General features: G+C 35.1%; 19 protein-coding genes and 1 pseudogene. 19 read left to right on the top strand and 1 reads right to left on the bottom strand.

All coding sequences use genetic code 11. The features are described from left to right. Positions 1–11: 11 nt before the first annotated feature. From QYZ68_RS01435 to QYZ68_RS01345, 19 genes and pseudogenes are all read left to right on the top strand, one after another. Entirely contained in the window at positions 12–233 is a 222-nt protein-coding gene (locus QYZ68_RS01435; RefSeq protein WP_301383815.1) for a flagellar FlbD family protein, read from the top strand. Continuing rightward, on the top strand, positions 230–1,012 hold the full coding sequence (locus tag QYZ68_RS01430; RefSeq protein ID WP_301383814.1) for a motility protein A: 783 nt from the start codon (positions 230–232) through the stop codon (positions 1,010–1,012). Before QYZ68_RS01435 ends, QYZ68_RS01430 begins: the two co-directional genes overlap by 4 nt. Beyond that, positions 1,012–1,794 carry a flagellar motor protein MotB gene (motB, locus tag QYZ68_RS01425; RefSeq protein WP_301384394.1) on the top strand — a complete coding sequence of 261 codons (783 nt, stop codon included), beginning with the start codon at positions 1,012–1,014 and terminating at the stop codon, positions 1,792–1,794. Before QYZ68_RS01430 ends, motB begins: the two co-directional genes overlap by 1 nt. A gap of 37 nt (positions 1,795–1,831) precedes the next feature. Further along, the gene (gene fliL / locus QYZ68_RS01420; RefSeq protein WP_301383813.1) at positions 1,832–2,362 is read left to right on the top strand and encodes a flagellar basal body-associated protein FliL; all 531 of its coding nucleotides are present in this window, start codon (positions 1,832–1,834) and stop codon (positions 2,360–2,362) included. 17 nt (positions 2,363–2,379) lie between these two features. Next, complete coding sequence (gene fliM, locus QYZ68_RS01415) at positions 2,380–3,438, top strand: flagellar motor switch protein FliM (RefSeq protein WP_301383812.1); 1,059 nt, start codon at positions 2,380–2,382, stop codon at positions 3,436–3,438. A 43-nt stretch (positions 3,439–3,481) separates the two neighbouring features. Further along, complete coding sequence (fliN, locus tag QYZ68_RS01410; protein WP_301383811.1) at positions 3,482–3,826, top strand: flagellar motor switch protein FliN; 345 nt, start codon at positions 3,482–3,484, stop codon at positions 3,824–3,826. Then, positions 3,819–4,460 (top strand): flagellar biosynthetic protein FliO, encoded by a 642-nt coding sequence (locus QYZ68_RS01405; protein ID WP_301383810.1) that lies wholly within the window; start codon positions 3,819–3,821, stop codon positions 4,458–4,460. Before fliN ends, QYZ68_RS01405 begins: the two co-directional genes overlap by 8 nt. Before the next feature lie 9 nt (positions 4,461–4,469). Then, the gene (fliP, locus tag QYZ68_RS01400; protein WP_301383809.1) at positions 4,470–5,234 is read left to right on the top strand and encodes a flagellar type III secretion system pore protein FliP; all 765 of its coding nucleotides are present in this window, start codon (positions 4,470–4,472) and stop codon (positions 5,232–5,234) included. Between the two features lie 7 nt (positions 5,235–5,241). Next, positions 5,242–5,505 (top strand): flagellar biosynthesis protein FliQ, encoded by a 264-nt coding sequence (gene fliQ / locus QYZ68_RS01395; RefSeq protein ID WP_301383808.1) that lies wholly within the window; start codon positions 5,242–5,244, stop codon positions 5,503–5,505. A 16-nt stretch (positions 5,506–5,521) separates the two neighbouring features. Continuing rightward, a complete protein-coding gene (fliR, locus tag QYZ68_RS01390; RefSeq protein ID WP_301383807.1) occupies positions 5,522–6,310 on the top strand; it encodes a flagellar biosynthetic protein FliR in 789 nt (262 codons plus the stop codon). After that, a complete protein-coding gene (flhB, locus tag QYZ68_RS01385) occupies positions 6,307–7,434 on the top strand; it encodes a flagellar biosynthesis protein FlhB (protein WP_301383806.1) in 1,128 nt (375 codons plus the stop codon). The genes fliR and flhB overlap by 4 nt, the downstream gene beginning before the upstream one ends. 1 nt (position 7,435) lies before the next feature. Then, positions 7,436–9,529: a flagellar biosynthesis protein FlhA gene (flhA, locus tag QYZ68_RS01380; protein ID WP_301383805.1), complete on the top strand. Its 2,094-nt coding sequence runs from the start codon at positions 7,436–7,438 to the stop codon at positions 9,527–9,529. Then, a complete protein-coding gene (gene flhF / locus QYZ68_RS01375) occupies positions 9,529–10,695 on the top strand; it encodes a flagellar biosynthesis GTPase FlhF (RefSeq protein WP_301383804.1) in 1,167 nt (388 codons plus the stop codon). Before flhA ends, flhF begins: the two co-directional genes overlap by 1 nt. Before the next feature lie 12 nt (positions 10,696–10,707). Further along, positions 10,708–11,598 (top strand): MinD/ParA family protein, encoded by an 891-nt coding sequence (locus QYZ68_RS01370; protein WP_301383803.1) that lies wholly within the window; start codon positions 10,708–10,710, stop codon positions 11,596–11,598. Between the two features lies 1 nt (position 11,599). After that, a complete protein-coding gene (locus QYZ68_RS01365) occupies positions 11,600–12,097 on the top strand; it encodes a hypothetical protein (RefSeq protein ID WP_301383802.1) in 498 nt (165 codons plus the stop codon). Positions 12,098–12,100: 3 nt separating this feature from the next. Then, positions 12,101–13,996 (top strand): FapA family protein, encoded by a 1,896-nt coding sequence (locus QYZ68_RS01360; RefSeq protein WP_301383801.1) that lies wholly within the window; start codon positions 12,101–12,103, stop codon positions 13,994–13,996. Between the two features lie 27 nt (positions 13,997–14,023). Further along, positions 14,024–14,335 (top strand): hypothetical protein, encoded by a 312-nt coding sequence (locus QYZ68_RS01355; RefSeq protein WP_301383800.1) that lies wholly within the window; start codon positions 14,024–14,026, stop codon positions 14,333–14,335. 15 nt (positions 14,336–14,350) lie between these two features. Next, positions 14,351–14,906: pseudogene (locus QYZ68_RS01350) on the top strand (hypothetical protein). Then, positions 14,848–16,326: an Hsp70 family protein gene (locus tag QYZ68_RS01345; RefSeq protein ID WP_301383799.1), complete on the top strand. Its 1,479-nt coding sequence runs from the start codon at positions 14,848–14,850 to the stop codon at positions 16,324–16,326. Before QYZ68_RS01350 ends, QYZ68_RS01345 begins: the two are co-directional and overlap by 59 nt. Positions 16,327–16,368: 42 nt before the next feature. Here QYZ68_RS01345 and lepB read toward each other — a convergent pair whose 3' ends face one another. Beyond that, positions 16,369–16,914 (bottom strand): signal peptidase I, encoded by a 546-nt coding sequence (gene lepB, locus QYZ68_RS01340; RefSeq protein WP_301383798.1) that lies wholly within the window; start codon positions 16,912–16,914, stop codon positions 16,369–16,371. Between the last annotated feature and the right edge of the window lie 4 nt (positions 16,915–16,918).

Genomic DNA, 16,918 nt, shown 5'->3' with positions numbered 1-16,918 from the left:
TGGTTTGTTTTATGATTTATGTAACTAAGTTAAACGGAGAAGGTTATTACTTAAATCCTTGTCATATTGAGAGTATTGAGTCTAATCCCGATACTACGATCTTGCTGATGAATGGTAAGAAGTTGGTTGTAAAGGAAAGCGTAGAAGAGGTGGTGGATAGAATTAGGGTATACAGGAAAGAAGTTGCCTTTTTGGGTAAAGTTACGCAAGGAAATGAGGGAGTTGGGTTGTGAATTTGGCTAGTATACTTGGTTGGGGAGTTGGATTTGGGGCTATTCTGATTTCTATGGCATTTACTCCAACGGGGTTGGGTGTTTTTTGGGATTTAAGTTCTGTGTTTATTACAGTCGTTGGGTCCTTTTCTGCTCTTATGGCTTCTTCGGAAGTTGTTGCTGTGAAGAAAATCCCCACTTATTTGGGTTTTTTCTTCAAAAAAAGTTCCTTTGCTAAGGCTTCTAGTATAAAGACTTTGGTGGAGCTTTCGGAAAAGGCTAGAAAGGAGGGGCTTTTATCCCTTGATGATGAACTTGAACAGATTAGTGATCCATTTTTTAAGTCTGGGATGAGGCTTGTTGTTGATGGTGCTGATCCTGAGATAATTAGAACAATGCTCTATCTTGAGTTAGACCAAATGCAGGAAAGACACAAGATGGGTTCTAATCTTTTTGGAACTTGGGCAAAGCTTGCTCCTGCTTTTGGAATGACAGGTACTCTTATTGGGCTTATAGCTCTTCTTGGGAATTTAGAGGATAAATCTGCGCTCGGTTCTTCTATGGCCGTTGCTCTTATTACGACTCTTTATGGTACGATAATGGCAAATTTAATGTTTATTCCTGTTCAAATTAAGTTGGAATCCATAGATTCTGAAGAGGCGGCAGTTAAGACAATGATAGTCGAGGGTATTTTGTCGATCCAGGCAGGGGATAATCCTAGGATTTTGGAACAAAAATTGGTGACATTTTTGACTCCTAAGGATAGAAATCAGGTTGGAAATGTTCTTGGGGGTGAATGATGGCGTTGCGGGCTAAAAAGCGTTCGAAATGTGAAGAGGGTGCTCCTGATTATATGTTGACTTATGGAGATATGGTTACCTTGCTTCTTGTTTTTTTTGTTACTATGTTTTCGTTAAGCGATGTTGTATTTAAAGAAAACATAGTGAAGATAATGTCGGCCTCTTTTACGGGTTCTGGGGTTTTTAAAGGTGGTAAGACCTTGGATGTTGATAAGCTTTCTTACTTGAGTAACAGTTTTATGTCTTTGCCTTCTACTGCTAAGAATAAGCAAGCCTCTCAGACGGCTAAAAACAAATCTATGATTGAATTTATTGAAAAAATTCAATCCAAGAGTATTATTGTTAGGCGACTTGAGCGGGGAGTTGTTGTGTCTCTTTTAGCAGATTCTTTTTTTGATACAGCCAGTGCTGAGGTTAAGCTTGATGAAAATAGAGAAACTATACAAAAAATATCATCTTTTATTGGGTATTTAGAAGGGCAAGGATACAATTTTAAAATAGAAGGGCATACGGACAACATTGATACTGGTGTAAATGAAATTTGGAAAAGCAATTGGGAACTCTCAGCAGCAAGGGCTATTAATATGTTAGAGCAGATTTTGAATTACACTGATCAGTCTAGGATGAAAAGTATTGAGAGTAAATTCGAAGTGTCTGGGCTGGCGGGTAGTAGGCCAGTTGCTACAGATGATACTCCTGAGGGTAGGGCGTACAATAGAAGAATAGATATTTTAATTACGAGTGATTCTTCTTTAAGTACTACTAAAGGTATTAATTTGTGATAGATTAGAGTGAGTGAAGAAATTTATAGGAGGGAATATGCCTGAGAAGGAAGATGATCGTATGGATATTGGGAATGACGGTGGGAGGGGTGCCTTGGTTCCGAATATTATAATAAAGATTTTGCAGATAATAGCGATAGGCTTATTGACTGTTGTGATTATGATCATAGTTTCTTATTTTGTGTCTAAGATGGTATTGAGTCAAAGTGGAACGCCTAATGATTTCCCAATTTTTTCTAATGAATATTTAGGTAAGCCTCCTATGCTTATATGGTATGAAAGTATAGATGAAATTAGAGGGACTACTCTGGATACTCCTCCTAAGACCTTTGTGATAAAGCTTGCCTTGGGATATGCTGAGAATAATGTGAATATTTTAAATGAACTTGGAAGACAGAAGGTAAGGTTAAAGGATATTATTAGGGAATATTTTAGTCAAAGAACGGCACAAGAGATAAAGAATGAGAGTCAGATTAAAGCTGAAATCAAAGCTAGGATTAATAGTGTATTAAGGAATGGTGAAATAAAAGAAATTGCATTAACACAAATCGATATATTTGATATGTAATTTAAAGAGGGATTTAAATGGCGGGTAATCCAGGGGCGTTGTCTCAAGATGATATAGATAGTCTCTTAGAATCTATTAATTCGGCTGACAGTTTGTCATCAGACGATGCGCTTTCTAATGTTATATCTAGTCCTATGGGCAAGAAACAGAAGGTTAAGATTTATGATTTTAAGAGGCCGGATAAGTTTTCTAAGGAACAGGTAAGAACAGTGTCGAGTTTTCATGAGGCGTTTGCAAGGTATACTACTACCTCCTTGTCGGCTCTTTTAAGGAAGATGGTGCATGTACATGTGGCCTCCGTTGATCAGTTGACCTATGAGGAGTTTATTAGGTCTATTCCGAATCCTACTACTTTGGCAATAATTAATATGGATCCTTTGAAGGGCTCTGCCATATTTGAGGTTGATCCGACTATTGCATTTGCAATAGTTGATAGACTTTTTGGTGGAGATGGAGATACTATTAAGGATAAGAGCAGGGATTTGACTGAGATAGAACAGTCTGTTATGGAAAGTGTTATTATTCGTATACTTGCCAATATGCGGGAGGCTTGGTCTCAGGTAGTTGATCTCAGACCCCGTTTTGGGCATATAGAAGTTAATCCTCAATTTGCTCAAATAGTGCCTCCAACAGAGATGATTATTTTGGTAACCCTCGAGGTTAAAATAGGTAAGGTTGAGGGGCTTATGAACTTCTGTTTGCCTTACATTACCATAGAGCCTATTGTTTCTAAACTTTCTACAAGATATTGGCATTCTTTAATTGGGGTGGGTACTACTAGTGAAAATCTTGATGCATTAAGAAAAAAGCTTGAGAATACGGGTATGCCTTTAATAGCGGAGATGGGAGAGGTTAGGCTTAAGGTGAGGGAGATACTGTCTTTGCAGAAAGGGGATGTTATTAATCTTGAAAATTCTTTGATAAACAAGGATTTAAGTTTAAAGGTGGGAACCAAACAGAAATTCAGGTGTAGAATGGGTCTTGTTGGAAATAAGATTTCTGTTCAGATTACAGAGAAAGTTGGTGAAGTTAAGGATTTTGATTTGTTAAAAGAGCTTACAGAGGAAATTGAATAATTTTAAATAAGTGGTGTTATTAAGCTTAATGAAGGGGTAATTTATGGGTGTAGGTGAAAATGATTTTAGGGAAGAGGAAAAGCCTGAGATAAAGGGGGTTAAGCTTCCTGATTTGATTGATACTTTGCCAGAAGGAGTTGATCCTAGTAATTTGGGGCTTTTGATGGATGTTTCCATGCAGGTTACTGTTGAGCTTGGTAGGACTGAGCGGAAGATTAAGGACATACTTGGCATGTCTGAGGGTACTATTATTACTCTTGATAAGCTTGCGGGAGAGCCCGTTGATATTTTGGTAAATGGAAAGGTGATAGCTAAAGGGGAGGTGGTTGTAATTGATGAGAATTTTGGGGTTAGAATTACTGAGATAATCAAAATTAAAAATGATTAAGTCTTTATTTGAGTTTTTGATTTTAATCTTTTTTTTGTTTTCTGGGGATTTATTTGCACGGGATGAAGGGGACGGTGATTCGGATGTTATTTTTTCTGGCTTAGAGAATGAGGCTGAATTGCCTATATTTGGAGATGATGAGACTAAATTTAGTGGGGAGAGCATACAGGATATATCTCTTTTCAACATTACGGATTTGGTTAAGATATTATTTTTTCTATCTTTCTTTGTTTTTTTCGTCTTTATGCTTAAGAGGGTGATTTTTAGTAGTAAGAGAAAGGTGAGTGATAGAAAATCAGACTTCATAAAGGAGATTGCTTCTTATGAAATAGACACTAAAAGTTCTATAAGGGTTATTAGTGTACTGGGCAACGTTTATGTATTCCTAGTTTCTGGTAGTTCTTCTGTTTTGCTAAGGGAGATAAGGCAGGGAGAGGAGATGGGCAATTTGGAGCCTGAACTTGGCAAGAATGAAGGTCTTAGGGATGAAAGTTCTTTCAAAACAGTGTTTGATAAGATATTAAAGGTTAGAAAAGATGATAAAGAATTGCTTGATAAGGCTGAGTATACGGAGTTGGAAAAAGATATTGAGACTTCTTTGAAAAGAAAACAAGACAGACTGAAAAAGTTTTAGAGGTTGTTTTTGAGAAATAGAATAATTCTTTTACTGTTTTTTGGAGTTGTGGGTTTTTCGTTTGCTCAGACTAAATCTTTGCAGACTACTACTGGTTTAAATTTTCCGTTTGTCGATTTTGGAAGTTCTACAGGCGAGGGCATAGTTTTCCCTTTGCAGCTTTTATTGATATTAGCTATAATAACTCTTTCTCCAGCTTTCTTAGTCTTAATGACTTCTTTTTTAAGAATAGCAATAGTATTAGATTTTGTCAGAAGAGCTCTTTCGCTTCAGCAGTCTCCTCCAAATCAGGTAATAATGGGATTGGCTTTGTTTTTAACTCTTTTTATCATGTGGCCAACTTTTAATATGATATACGAGAATGCGTACCTACCCCTTAAGGATTCAAAAATAACTTTCCATGAGTTTTATGATAAAGGAATTGTTCCACTTAGAAGTTTTATGTATAAGCAGATGTCTGGTGGTAAGCATGAAGAGATTAGATTATTTATGGGTATGAGTAATTATCCAAAGCCTAAAAATTTTAGTGAGGTTCCAACGCATGTTTTGATTGCATCTTTTGTTTTACATGAATTGAGGGTTGCTTTTAAAATGGGGATTTTAATATTTTTGCCATTCATAGTGATAGATATTATTGTGGCTTCGGTCTTGATGGCAATGGGGATGATAATGCTACCACCTGTGATGATCTCTTTACCGTTTAAGCTTATTCTTTTTGTAATGGTAGATGGGTGGACTTTAATTACGGGGGGGCTTATTAAGAGCTTCATGTGAGGGTTGAATGACAACTGGTCAAATTATTTATCTGATTAGAATCTCTATTGAGAATATCATTATTCTATCAGCTCCGATGCTGATTACGGCGCTTGTAGTTGGGTTTCTTGTTTCGATTTTTCAGGCAGTCACATCAATTCAAGATCAAACTCTGAGTTTTATACCTAAAATCATCATAATACTGTTAACTCTTGTTATATTTGGCCCTTGGATTTTAAAAAAACTTATGCAGTTTACTTTTGTGGTATTTAATCAAATACCACATATATGATTTGTGAAGTTAGAATATGGATATAAATTTCCTAATCTTGAAGTCCTTTGTTGTTTTACCCGTATTTGTTAGGATTTTTCTTTTTTTAAGATTTTCTCCTCTTTTTTCAACCATAAGAGTAGGCTATCTAAACTTTTTCTTTTCCTTAATTCTCTCTATTATTCTTGTAGACAAGATTAATGTTGCTTATCCTTTAGATAATTTGTTTTCATTTGTTTTGATTTTGTTAGGAGAGGCTATTCTAGGCCTTATTCAGGCTTTTTTTGTAAGTATAATTTTTAATGTTTTCCATTTGCTAGGCTTTTTTTTCTCAAATCAAATGGGACTTGCTTATGCAAATATTTTTGATGTATTTGCAGAAGAGGATAGTTTAGTAATATCCCAGATATTTACATACTTTTTTCTACTCTTATTTTTATCGAATGATGTTTTGATGCGTTTCTTTTTTGTTGGAGTTCATGATTCTGTTTTAAATGTTAGAATTGAAAATCTAGTTAATGTGAACAATTATGAGTTTATTACATTGCTTTTTTCTTCTTTCTCTATTCTTTTTGAAAAAGCTTTAGTAATTTCTTTGCCGATATTAGGAGTGCTTTTATTGCTTTATTTGATTTTGGGGATACTTTCAAAAACTTCTCCTCAGATGAATTTACTAATGCTTAGTTTTTCAATTTCTTTGTGCCTAGGGCTTCTCATTTTGTACGTCAGTTTCCCAAGTTTGACAATATCTGTTAGGAGAGTCATTGAACTTGCTATAGAATCCATGAGGGATGCTTTAAATCTATTTTCTGGGGTTTTAAAATGAGTTCCAGAGAAAGATTATTAGGTAAAAGTTGGTATATTCCTCTTAATTTTTTTGCTTCAGAAGATGAGGGCAGAACAGAATTACCTACTGACCAGAAAAAGCAGAAAGCAAGAGAAGAAGGACAAGTACTAAAATCAAATGAAATTAACTCAGTAATTAGCCTTTTTATATTGTTAACAGCATTCTTTTTTATGCTGTCCTATGTTGCTCAAGACTTAATAAGCGTATTCAGATGGCAAGCCAGTAAACTTCCAGAGATAATGTCTGTGAGTATTTATTCAATAAATTTTGCATATTTTAGAGCAATGTTTGGATATACAATGGTATTCCTTTTAATAGCATTTGTAGTGAATTTTTTTGTTAATGTTGTTCAAGTTGGATTTTTAATTACTTTTAAACCCATAGTTCCTAAATGGGATAGAGTGAATCCGAATTTTTCAAAGTGGATAAAGAATTCATTTGGGTCATTTGATGCTTTTTTTAATTTGTTTAAAAGTTTATCAAAAGTTGTTATAATATCCCTCATATATTACGTTATTCTGAGAAGCAATATAGGTAAGATTGCAAGGATACCTGAGTATAGTCTTGAAAGTGGTGTTTCCGTTGTTTTAAGTCTTGCTTATAAGGTATGCTTTTTTTCAATGATGGTATTAATGGTCGTTAGTGTATTAGATTATGCTTTTCAAAGGACTCGTTACGTTGAAAGTTTGAAAATGACTAAGGAAGAGGTGAAGCAGGAGAAAAAGGAGATGGAAGGAGATCCTCTACTTCGCTCTAGAATGAGAGAGAGAATGAGAGAGATTTTAAATTCTAATTTAAAGGTGACAGTTCCCCAGGCAGATGTAGTGATTGTTAATCCGGAGCATTTTGCTGTTGCTATTAGGTGGGATAGTAAGACTATGCAAGCACCAAGAATACTTGCAAAGGGGCAGGATGAGGTTGCATTTACAATTAAAAAAATTGCTAGAGATAGTGGTGTCCCCGTGATGGAAAATAAAACACTTGCGAGAGCTCTTTATATTAAGGTTAAGGTTAATGAAGAGATTCCAAGAGAATATTGGGAAATTGTTTCAAAAATACTTGTGAAGGTATATTCTATTACTAAAAATTTAAGTAGAGGTTGAATTGTTGAATGCTAAGAGAAATACTGTGTTGGGGTATTTGGGTTTGGCTAATAAGTCGGACTTAATAGTTTCAGTTGGTTTAATACTTATTGTTGCCGGGTTTATTTTGCCACTTCCTGCGTTTGTTTTGGACGCTTTGATTGCGGTCAATTTGGTAGTAAGTCTTCTAATTATTCTTATCGTTCTTTATTCTAAGCGCTCGCTTGATTTTTCAGTTTTTCCAACACTTTTGCTTGTTATGACTATTTTTGGCCTTGTTTTAAATATTTCTTCTACTAGATTGATTTTAACGAGGGGTGTGGGTTTTAATGGGCAGATGATAAGAGCTTTTGGAACATTTGTTATTGGGAGTACTGGGACTCAGGGGCTTGTTGTTGGATTTATAATATTTCTTATCATAATTGCAGTTCAATTTATTGTTATCACTAAGGGTGCTACGAGAGTAGCTGAGGTCGCTGCTCGTTTTGCGCTTGATGCTCTTCCTGGGAAGCAGATGGCTATTGATTCTGCCTACAGTTCTGGAAATTTAACAGAAGAGGAAGCTACAAGGCAGAAAAATGACTTGCAGGCAGAGGTAAATTTTTATGGAGCTATGGATGGTGCATCTAAGTTTGTTTCAGGAAATGTAAAGGTTGGATTTTTAATAACTCTTATAAATATTTTTGGAGGACTCTTAATAGGCGTTACTCTGCAAGGTCTTGATTTCAGTGATGCGATTAACAATTACGTGTCTTTAACTGTTGGAGATGGGCTTGTGTCGCAGCTACCAGCACTATTAATTTCAACAGCAACAGGGCTTATTGTGACAAGATCAATAGCTAAAGATAGTTTCGGGGGAGAAGTTATTGGGCAGTTTACTTCTTATTCCGGAATTTATTGGATTGTATCTGGATTTTTATTATTTTTGGCGTTTCTTCCAGGGTTTCCCACATTAATACTAATTTTGTTAAGTTTAGTGATAGCATTTTTAGCTTATTCACTTTCTAATCTAGCTAAGGATAAAGAATTTTATGAGAGGCAAAAAGCGGAAGAAGATAAGATATCAAGTTATGCTGAAAGAGAAGTTGCTCCTGTTGTTCCGTTGGATCCGTTGTCTTTGGAGATAGGATATAATCTTGTTCCGATAGTGGATGATACAAAAACATCAGAACTTCTTGATCGTATCGTAAAGATACGACGTGAGATTGCACTTGAATTTGGAATAGTTGTCCCCAAGATTAGAATAGTTGATAATATGCGCCTTAGGTCCAATGAGTATTCATTTAAACTTAGAGGAGTGGAAGTTGGGCATGGAGAGATTAAGCTTGGTAAATTTTTGGTTATCAATGTGGAATCTGATTCTGGTATAGAGGGGGAGCTTACAAAAGATCCTTCGTTTGGGCTGCCGTCTCTTTGGGTGAATGATGATGGAAGAGAGGTAGCTGAGAAGTTGGGGTATACTGTGGTTGATCCACCTTCTATTATTGCTACTCATATGACGGAGCTTATTAAGAGGCATGCTTTTGAAATCTTAACTCGTCAGGATGTACAGAATATTCTTGATGTATTTAAGAAGGATTATGGAGCGATTGTTGAGGAAGTTTTAAAGGATTTTTCAGTCGGAGAGATTCAAAGAGTGCTGCAAGGTCTTTTAAAGGAACAAGTTTCAATTCGTAATTTAGTTACAATTTTTGAAACAATAGCAGACTTTACAAGCGTTACCAAAGATACGTTCTTTTTAATTGAAAAATGTAGACAGGCAATTGGAAGGCAAATAGTTAGTGGATATTTGGATTCTAATTTAGAGCTAAATGTAATAACAATAAACCCAGAATTTGAACAAAAAATAATTGAATCAAGGTTTGAATCTAATAATGACCTTATAAGCTCTCTTGATCCTAATTTGAAGACTAAGTTTGTTTATGAGCTTTTTAAACTTATAAGTGAGGTTCAATCACAAGGGTATTATCCCGTTTTGCTCTCAAGTGAGTCTGCACGACCTGTGATAAGGGTTTTAGTGAGTAGAGATCTTTCAGATGTTGTTGTTATTTCTGTGTTAGAGGTTCCCAAAAATGTTAAGGTTAATGTGCTTAAGACAGTAGAGGTTGAAGAATAATGGTTCAATATTTTACGGAAAGAGGCCCAACCTATAATGAGGTAATAGAAACGATTAAGAAAAAGTATGGAAAGAATGCTAGGGTTATGACTTATAAGACCATACCCTATGGGGGAATTTTTGGCTTATTTAGTAAGGATTGGATTGAGGTATCAGGTTATGTTAGATATGACATTGGGCAACAACAGATAAATGTGGAGGAAGAAAAGCGTAAGATTCTGCAAAGCATCAAAAAAGAAGAAGGGTCTTCAATTGAAGATGTGCTTAAAGAGGTTAAATCTCTCAAGAGTGAGCTTGCTCATAAGAAGGAAGAAATTAACCATCCGACAATCTTGAAAATAGAAGATACCTTGCGTGATAATGATTTTTCTGAAAATTACATTAAAGATGTCAATGATTTTATTAAGAAAGAGTTTAGTTTATCAGGTCTTGATGATTATGACAGGGTGAGAGATAGTGTGGTGGTACATATTGCTGGTACTATTAAGTGCTCGGGGTCTCTTATTGATAATCTTAAGAAGAGGATTTTTATTTTGGTAGGACCAACAGGAGTCGGGAAGACAACCACAATTGCAAAGCTTGCAGCAATTTATGGGATCAATGGAGATAATAAGAATTTAGATATTAAGATTATTACTATTGATAACTATCGTATAGGGGCTAAGAAACAAATTCAGACTTATGGTGATATTATGGGAATACCAGTTAAGGCAATTGAGTCTTTTAAGGATTTAAAGGAGGAGATAACGCAGTCAAAGGATTTTGATCTTGTTCTTATTGATACTATTGGCAAGAGCCCTAAGGACTTCATGAAACTTGCTGAGATGAAAGAACTTTTGAATGCTTGTGGAGATGATGCTGAGTTTCATTTAGCCGTAAGTTCTACTACAAAAACATCAGACATTAAGGAGATATTTCATCAATTTTCTCCATTTAATTATAAGACTATAATTTTTACGAAATTAGATGAGACAGCATGCGTCGGAAATTTAATAAGTTTAATTCATGAAATGAAAAAGGAAGTTTCTTATATCACAGATGGACAAGTAGTTCCTCATAACATTAGTGTGGCAGATCCACTCACTTTCATAAAGAAGATAAATGGATACAGAATAAGTGATGATGTTGAATTCATTCGAAGGATTAAAAGTAAATCTTATTATTGAGGATAATACAAAATGGAAGATCAGGCTCAAAGTTTAAGAGATATTATGAGATTGAGTAGTAAGGCTAATTTTGTTGTTGATGATAAAATTCAAAACAGTAGAACCCGATTTATTGCTATTACTAGCGGCAAGGGTGGAGTTGGTAAGAGCAATATTGCTGTGGGGCTTGCTCTTAAATATTCAAACCTTGGAAAAAAGGTTTTAATCTTTGATGCCGACATTGGGATGGCTAATGTCAATATTTTACTTGGAGTTATACCAAAGTACAATATTTATCACATGATTATGCATGGTAGGGATATTAAAGAAGTAATAACAAAGACAGAATATAATATTGATCTTTTGGCTGGTGCTTCTGGAACAACGGAACTTTTAGATCTTTCAGATGCTGAGATGAGTCAGTTTATAAAAGAGTTATTAAAAGTTTATGAGTATGATATAGTTATCATAGATACTAGTGCAGGGATTTCAAGACAGGTAATTTCATTTTTGTTTTCTAGTGATGATGTAGTTATTGTTACAACTCCAGAGCCCACTTCTATAACAGATGCTTATGGTATCATCAAGGTTTTAGCTCACAGGATGGAAAATTTGAAAAATTTAAGGCTTGTTGTTAACAGAGTTGCTAATGTAAGTGAGGGGAAGGTAGTTGCTAAGAAGGTTATTGATATATCAAGTCAGTTTTTAAATTTAAATATTGATTATTTGGGATATGTTTACGAAGACCAGAACATTAGAAATTCTGTTTTCAAGCAGAGGCCTTTTATTTTGTTAACTCCTAACAGTAGGGCTAGTTATTGTCTTGATTCTATTGTGGCTGCCCTTGAGGAGGTTTCTCTAGACAGTAAGAAGAGAAGGGGGGTCATAGGGTTTATATCTAAGTTTTTTGGTATGGAAAGGTAATATGTTATTTGGCAGAGAAATTAGATATGTCTTATTATTCAGTGCGTTTGCGTTTGTTATTTCTGTTATCTTTGGCCTGCTTGCCCGCGTATATTTTTTTACAATACTGTTTAGGGCATTCGTTCAGTTTGTATTTTTTTTCTTTATTGGGATTTTGATAGAGTTCATATACAAAAAGTATTTATATGATCTTTTTAAAGATGCACTATTTAGTAGCAAGAGAAATGATGATCATAGTAATGGAGCAAAATATGAAACTGGTGTAGTTGATATGAGCTCTTTTCCCAAAAGTGTCCCTGTTGATGAAAGCGGGGAGGGCGGTAGTGACTTTCAGTTTGTGGAAGAGGTTGAGAAATATAGTGTAGCGCATAGTAATAACGGATCCAGTAGTAATGCTCAGTTTAGTGATAAGCTACCGAGTCAACTTTCATATCTTGAAGCCAATGATCCAAAAATTGTTGCTAAAGCTATTAAAACCTTGATTAACAGGAAGGAGTAGGTTATGCCTAGTAGTGTTAATTTTTCTGATTTTTGCAGCAAGATGAAGGATTATTTGGAGAGAGAGAACAATGTAAACTTAATAGAGGTGGAGTCAGACACTCTTGAGGAGGCTTTAAATGATGCTTCTTTGGAACTCTCAGTTCCTTATAAAGATTTAGATTATGAAATTTTGGCACGAGGAAATAATGGGATATTTGGATACGGTAGGAAAAAATGGAGAATAGTCGCTTATAAAAATTCTTATACAAAGTTTGATGTTTCTGATGTTTTAGGTTCTGATGAGGGAGATGAAAAAATTCTGTCGAAGGATGGTGTGTTTTTTATCAGGAAAGCTGCTAGGGGTATATTTTTAAAAGTTGTGGCACCTAAGGGACAGGGAAGTGCTGTTGATTTTGAGGATGTGATTAACAGGCTACACTTGGAGGGTAACATTGGAGATTTGAATAAGGATTTTGTTCGGTCCCTAGTTGAGAATGCTAATGGGAATTATGAGAGAATAGGTAATTTTGAGGCTGATCCTTCTGAAAGTGTGACTATGATGGTTCAGATATCAGAGAATTCAATGTCAGTGACTATTGAATTTACTAGCCCTGGGGATAATGGTTACGAAATATTAGATAAAGATATTTTTAATATTCTTAAAAAATATGGAATATCAGAGAGGGCATTCCTTAGGGATAAGATAGAAGATTTTGTGGATTTTCCTATCTACGGTGAGCCAGTCGAGATGGCAAGGGGGGTAGCTCCTGTTAGGGGAAGGGATTCTTATGTTAATTTTATTTTTGATAATAAAAGTCTTGGTGAATCTGATACTTTGGGTGTTGAATTTAGGAATGTTAATGAAGGGGAAGAATTGGCAGAGATTGTTCCCTTTTCAGAGGGTATTGATGGATATACTGTTTTTGGGAAAGTACTAGAAGCAGAAGATGGTAGTGAGTTGGAAGTTACTCTGGGGGAGAATACTGCACTAGAAGGAAATAAAATTATTGCAAAATGTGGTGGATATGTGACTGTTGTGAGTGGGGTGATTGCTGTTCATGATGTTTATGTTGTTGAAGGCGATGTTGGACCTGGTACTGGGAATATAGTCAATAATGGTATGGTTCTTGTTAAAGGGAGTGTTTTGGATGGATATAACATTATAGCTAAGGGTGGAATAGAAGTAAGTGGGCTTGTTGGTAGGTGTAATTTAAGGACTGATGGGCCCCTTATTTTAAGCAGTGGTGCTAACGGGAAAGGAGGTTCAGAGATTTATTCAAAGACGGGGGTTAAGGCCAAATTTTTGGAAAATGTTAGCATAAAGTGTCATGGGGATATTGAGGTTGTAAGGGGTATTGTTAATTCTGTGGTATCTTGTAAGAAGAGGGTATTGTGTGTAGGGAAAAAATCTAAGATCGTTGGTTCTAGTGTACATGCGAGGGAGGAAATTCGGGCATATTCTATTGGATCTGAAGGTAATGCCGAGACTTCCCTTGAGGTTGGGTATGATCCTGAGATAAAAGATTTGTTATCTAGGTTTACTAAGTATCTTGTAAAAATTGAGAGGAGATTGGAGGTCGTGACGAAGGATATTTCTGTTTTAAGGAAGAGTGCTTCAGTTGCTACTGATAAGGCGGAGAAGTCTTTAAAAATTGACAGCTGCAATGAGCTTCTTAATGAGAAAGGAGTTCTGGCTTCAGAAATAGAGATGGTAAAAAACAAGCAAGAGAGCTTACAGGGTGAACTTGAAAATAGCATGGTAGACGGTAAGATTTTTGTTGAAAATATTGCTTATGCTGGAGTTAAGATTCATATTAGGGGTGTTTATTATGAACTTTCAAGAGATTATAATAATGTGACTTTCGTGGAAGATGACGGGATTATTAAGACGGTAGCTTATATTCCTTTTAAATCATAGTGGGTTATAGGCTGTAGGAGGTACTTTATGGATATTAATAGTGTACCTGAGGGTATAAAGGCAATTACACAGAGTGCTTTTAAGGTTAGTGAAATTTCAAATGAAGATTTGAGAAACAAAAAGATTAAGGACGATAAGAGGTTAAGTTTAAATCCAAGTAAGGGTTATCATGTGGATTCTGAGATCAACAGCATATACCCTGCTAGTGGCATAAGGGGTGAGAATGTAAATTTTACGGTATTAGTAAGGACTAGGGTTAGTGAAAGGGATAAAGAGAGTGCGTGTGGTATTGGATTTAACGATCCAAAAATAGGAAGGAATGTTGATATTGAGAGGTAGTCTGGGGCATTTTACATGTTTGTTTTGTTTTGTTTTGTTTTAATTGTATTCGTTTTCATATATTTTCATGTTTATATTGGCTTGAAGATAAAGTCTAATAGCATACTCAGGAAATTTAGGAGTGAAGTGGATAAGACTATTATTGAGATCAACCAGGCTACGGATCGTAATATAAATATCATTGAAATAAAAATTGAGAGTTTAAATAGAATAATTAAAGAAGTGGATGAAAGGATAGAAATACTTGACCACAGGTTATCTGGGTTTAATTCTAATTCAATTTCAATGGGAGGTAATGATTTTGGGATTAAAAGTGATTCTAGTTTTTATAAGAATAATTTGAATTATTCAATACCTACTATTGAGAAAAATATAATAAGGGAAGGGTATGATATACGCCAGCAAGTGATTTCACTCTATGAACAAGGGATGTCTTTGGAAATTATTTCTAAGAAGTTGAAGTTAGATTTGGGTGAAATTGAGTTGATTATTTCAATTCATAGGGGTAGTTAATGAAAAGATGGATAGGAATAGATTTTGGGACTACAAATACTGTGGTGTCCTATTTTGACGGTAGTTCTAGAGTGATATTAAATGATAGGGGTGAAAGGATTACACCTTCTGTTGTCTCTTTTACAGATTCTGGTGTTGTTGTAGGTAGTTGTGCTAAATGTCAGATCTTAGTAAATCCGGATAAAACTTTTTACAATTTTAAAGTTAATATAGGTGCTGGGGTTTCTTATAGGGTAGGAGAGGGTTTATATAGAGCTGAGGATATTGCTTCTTATTTACTCTTGCATGTTAAGAAGAACGCTGAGAAATTTTTAGAAGAAGAAATCAGTGATGCTGTAATAACGGTTCCTGCTTATTTCTCTGAGGTACAAAGAAGAGGGATGGTTGAAGCTGCAAGTCTTGCAGGATTGCACTGTAGAGCAATTCTTAATGAGCCAACAGCGGCAGCTATATCTTACGCTTTTGAAAAGCAAGTAGAGGGATTTTTTCTTGTTTATGATCTTGGCGGTGGTACTTTTGATGTTACTCTTTTGGAAAAGCGAGGGGATGCTTATACTGTCCTTGCGACTAAGGGTGAGAATAGACTTGGAGGTAATAGTTTTAATGAGAAGATAGAAAAGGATGTGTTAAGTAATTTTAGAGAAAAATACCCTAGTATTGATTTGGATGATTTTGTTCTTCTTGGACAAATAAGGGATAAAATTGAGGAAGCTAAAAAGAATTTATCTGTTATGGATGAAGATAGTATTGTGTTGCCTTTTCTTGATGGTAAACATTTGGAGTATAAACTTACAAGAGACGATTTTGAGGCAATGATTAGCCAGTTAGTAGATAGGACTATTATTCTTACAAATGACTGTATTTCTGATTCAGGAATGGACTCTGGGAATATTTCAAAAATAGTGCTTTCGGGAGGTTCAACCAGGATTCCCCTGATTAAGCAGAGATTGGGTAAGGCTTTTCCTTCAATTGAGGTTTTAGACTCTTTAAACCAGGACGAGGTTGTTTCAATGGGAGCGAGTATTCAGGCCTTTAGTTTGTTAAATAATAACACTCTCATTAATTTTAAAGATATAACACCTTATTCCCTTGGGATTGAGACTCGAAATGATGGATTTTTTACTTTAATTAAGAGAAATACTCCGTTGCCAGTATGTGAGAGAAAAATTTTTACAACAATGAACGATTATCAAGAAGAGATTGAAATACATGTGCTTCAGGGTGAACATAAGAAGTCTTCTTTAAATTATTCCATAGGTAGATTTTGCTTCAGTAATATACAAAGAGCTTTAAAGGGTGTTCCAAAGATAGAGATACTTTTTAGTTTAAATGAAAGTGGTATTTTAAATGTCGCTGCGAGGGATTTAGATACTAATATCTCTAAATCCGTTGAAATAAGAATAACTAGTTCCTGCGATAGTAGTAGCATTGGGAGCGTGTATGAAGATATTATTGATTTTGGGGAGAGTGATTCTTGATAGGTTGATTCTGATTAGACATTAGATGATTAATCTTGTGGCTTATTGTAGACTGTATATTATTTTGCCAATTATGCTGTTTATGTCTATAAATCCATACTCTCTGGAATCGAGAGAGGCTTGCTTGTTTTCTCCTATTACCAGGTAGTAGTTTTTTGGGATGGATTTGTTCTTTAATGTTTCTAGCTGTTTATCACTTATATTGAAGTTTAAGTTGTCTATTTTTATTACGTTTTTTTGTACCTTTATAAAGCCTGCTCCTGGAGTAGCGAAGATTTTCTTGACCGATGCCTTTTGCGTTATGGGATCTTTAATAATCACAATATCGTTTTTTTTGGGTGCATTCCACAGCAACATGTATTTTCCCCTCTTATCCAATCTTATACCATAGGCTAAATTGTTGCTTATGATCCAATTTTTTTCTATAAGCGTAGGCAACATTGAAGAACCTTTAACTAGGTAAAAAGACAATGATAGCTTAATCATGACTAACATCAGCATTAAAGCCAATGCAACAGAGGCTAGATGGTCCTTATATAGTTTTATGATTGTCTTAAGAATTTTCATTGAATGCTTTTTAATAAACACGCAT

The organism is Borrelia sp. P9F1, from assembly GCF_030436115.1.
Classification (GTDB): domain Bacteria; phylum Spirochaetota; class Spirochaetia; order Borreliales; family Borreliaceae; genus Borrelia.
This window is presented reverse-complemented; position numbering and strand designations above follow the sequence as displayed.

Bases quoted from the DNA above. Each gene is read 5' to 3' on its own strand.
- fliR (WP_301383807.1), top strand. From the start codon at position 5,522: ATGGATATAAATTTCCTAATCTTGAAGTCCTTTGTTGTTTTACCCGTA.
- flhF (WP_301383804.1), top strand. From the start codon at position 9,529: ATGGTTCAATATTTTACGGAAAGAGGCCCAACCTATAATGAGGTAATA.
- QYZ68_RS01345 (WP_301383799.1), top strand. From the start codon at position 14,848: ATGAAAAGATGGATAGGAATAGATTTTGGGACTACAAATACTGTGGTG.
- motB (WP_301384394.1), top strand. From the start codon at position 1,012: ATGGCGTTGCGGGCTAAAAAGCGTTCGAAATGTGAAGAGGGTGCTCCT.
- QYZ68_RS01365 (WP_301383802.1), top strand. From the start codon at position 11,600: ATGTTATTTGGCAGAGAAATTAGATATGTCTTATTATTCAGTGCGTTT.
- QYZ68_RS01405 (WP_301383810.1), top strand. From the start codon at position 3,819: ATGATTAAGTCTTTATTTGAGTTTTTGATTTTAATCTTTTTTTTGTTT.
- QYZ68_RS01435 (WP_301383815.1), top strand. From the start codon at position 12: ATGATTTATGTAACTAAGTTAAACGGAGAAGGTTATTACTTAAATCCT.
- QYZ68_RS01370 (WP_301383803.1), top strand. From the start codon at position 10,708: ATGGAAGATCAGGCTCAAAGTTTAAGAGATATTATGAGATTGAGTAGT.
- flhB (WP_301383806.1), top strand. From the start codon at position 6,307: ATGAGTTCCAGAGAAAGATTATTAGGTAAAAGTTGGTATATTCCTCTT.
- fliN (WP_301383811.1), top strand. From the start codon at position 3,482: ATGGGTGTAGGTGAAAATGATTTTAGGGAAGAGGAAAAGCCTGAGATA.
- fliQ (WP_301383808.1), top strand. From the start codon at position 5,242: ATGACAACTGGTCAAATTATTTATCTGATTAGAATCTCTATTGAGAAT.
- fliM (WP_301383812.1), top strand. From the start codon at position 2,380: ATGGCGGGTAATCCAGGGGCGTTGTCTCAAGATGATATAGATAGTCTC.
- QYZ68_RS01355 (WP_301383800.1), top strand. From the start codon at position 14,024: ATGGATATTAATAGTGTACCTGAGGGTATAAAGGCAATTACACAGAGT.
- fliL (WP_301383813.1), top strand. From the start codon at position 1,832: ATGCCTGAGAAGGAAGATGATCGTATGGATATTGGGAATGACGGTGGG.
- QYZ68_RS01360 (WP_301383801.1), top strand. From the start codon at position 12,101: ATGCCTAGTAGTGTTAATTTTTCTGATTTTTGCAGCAAGATGAAGGAT.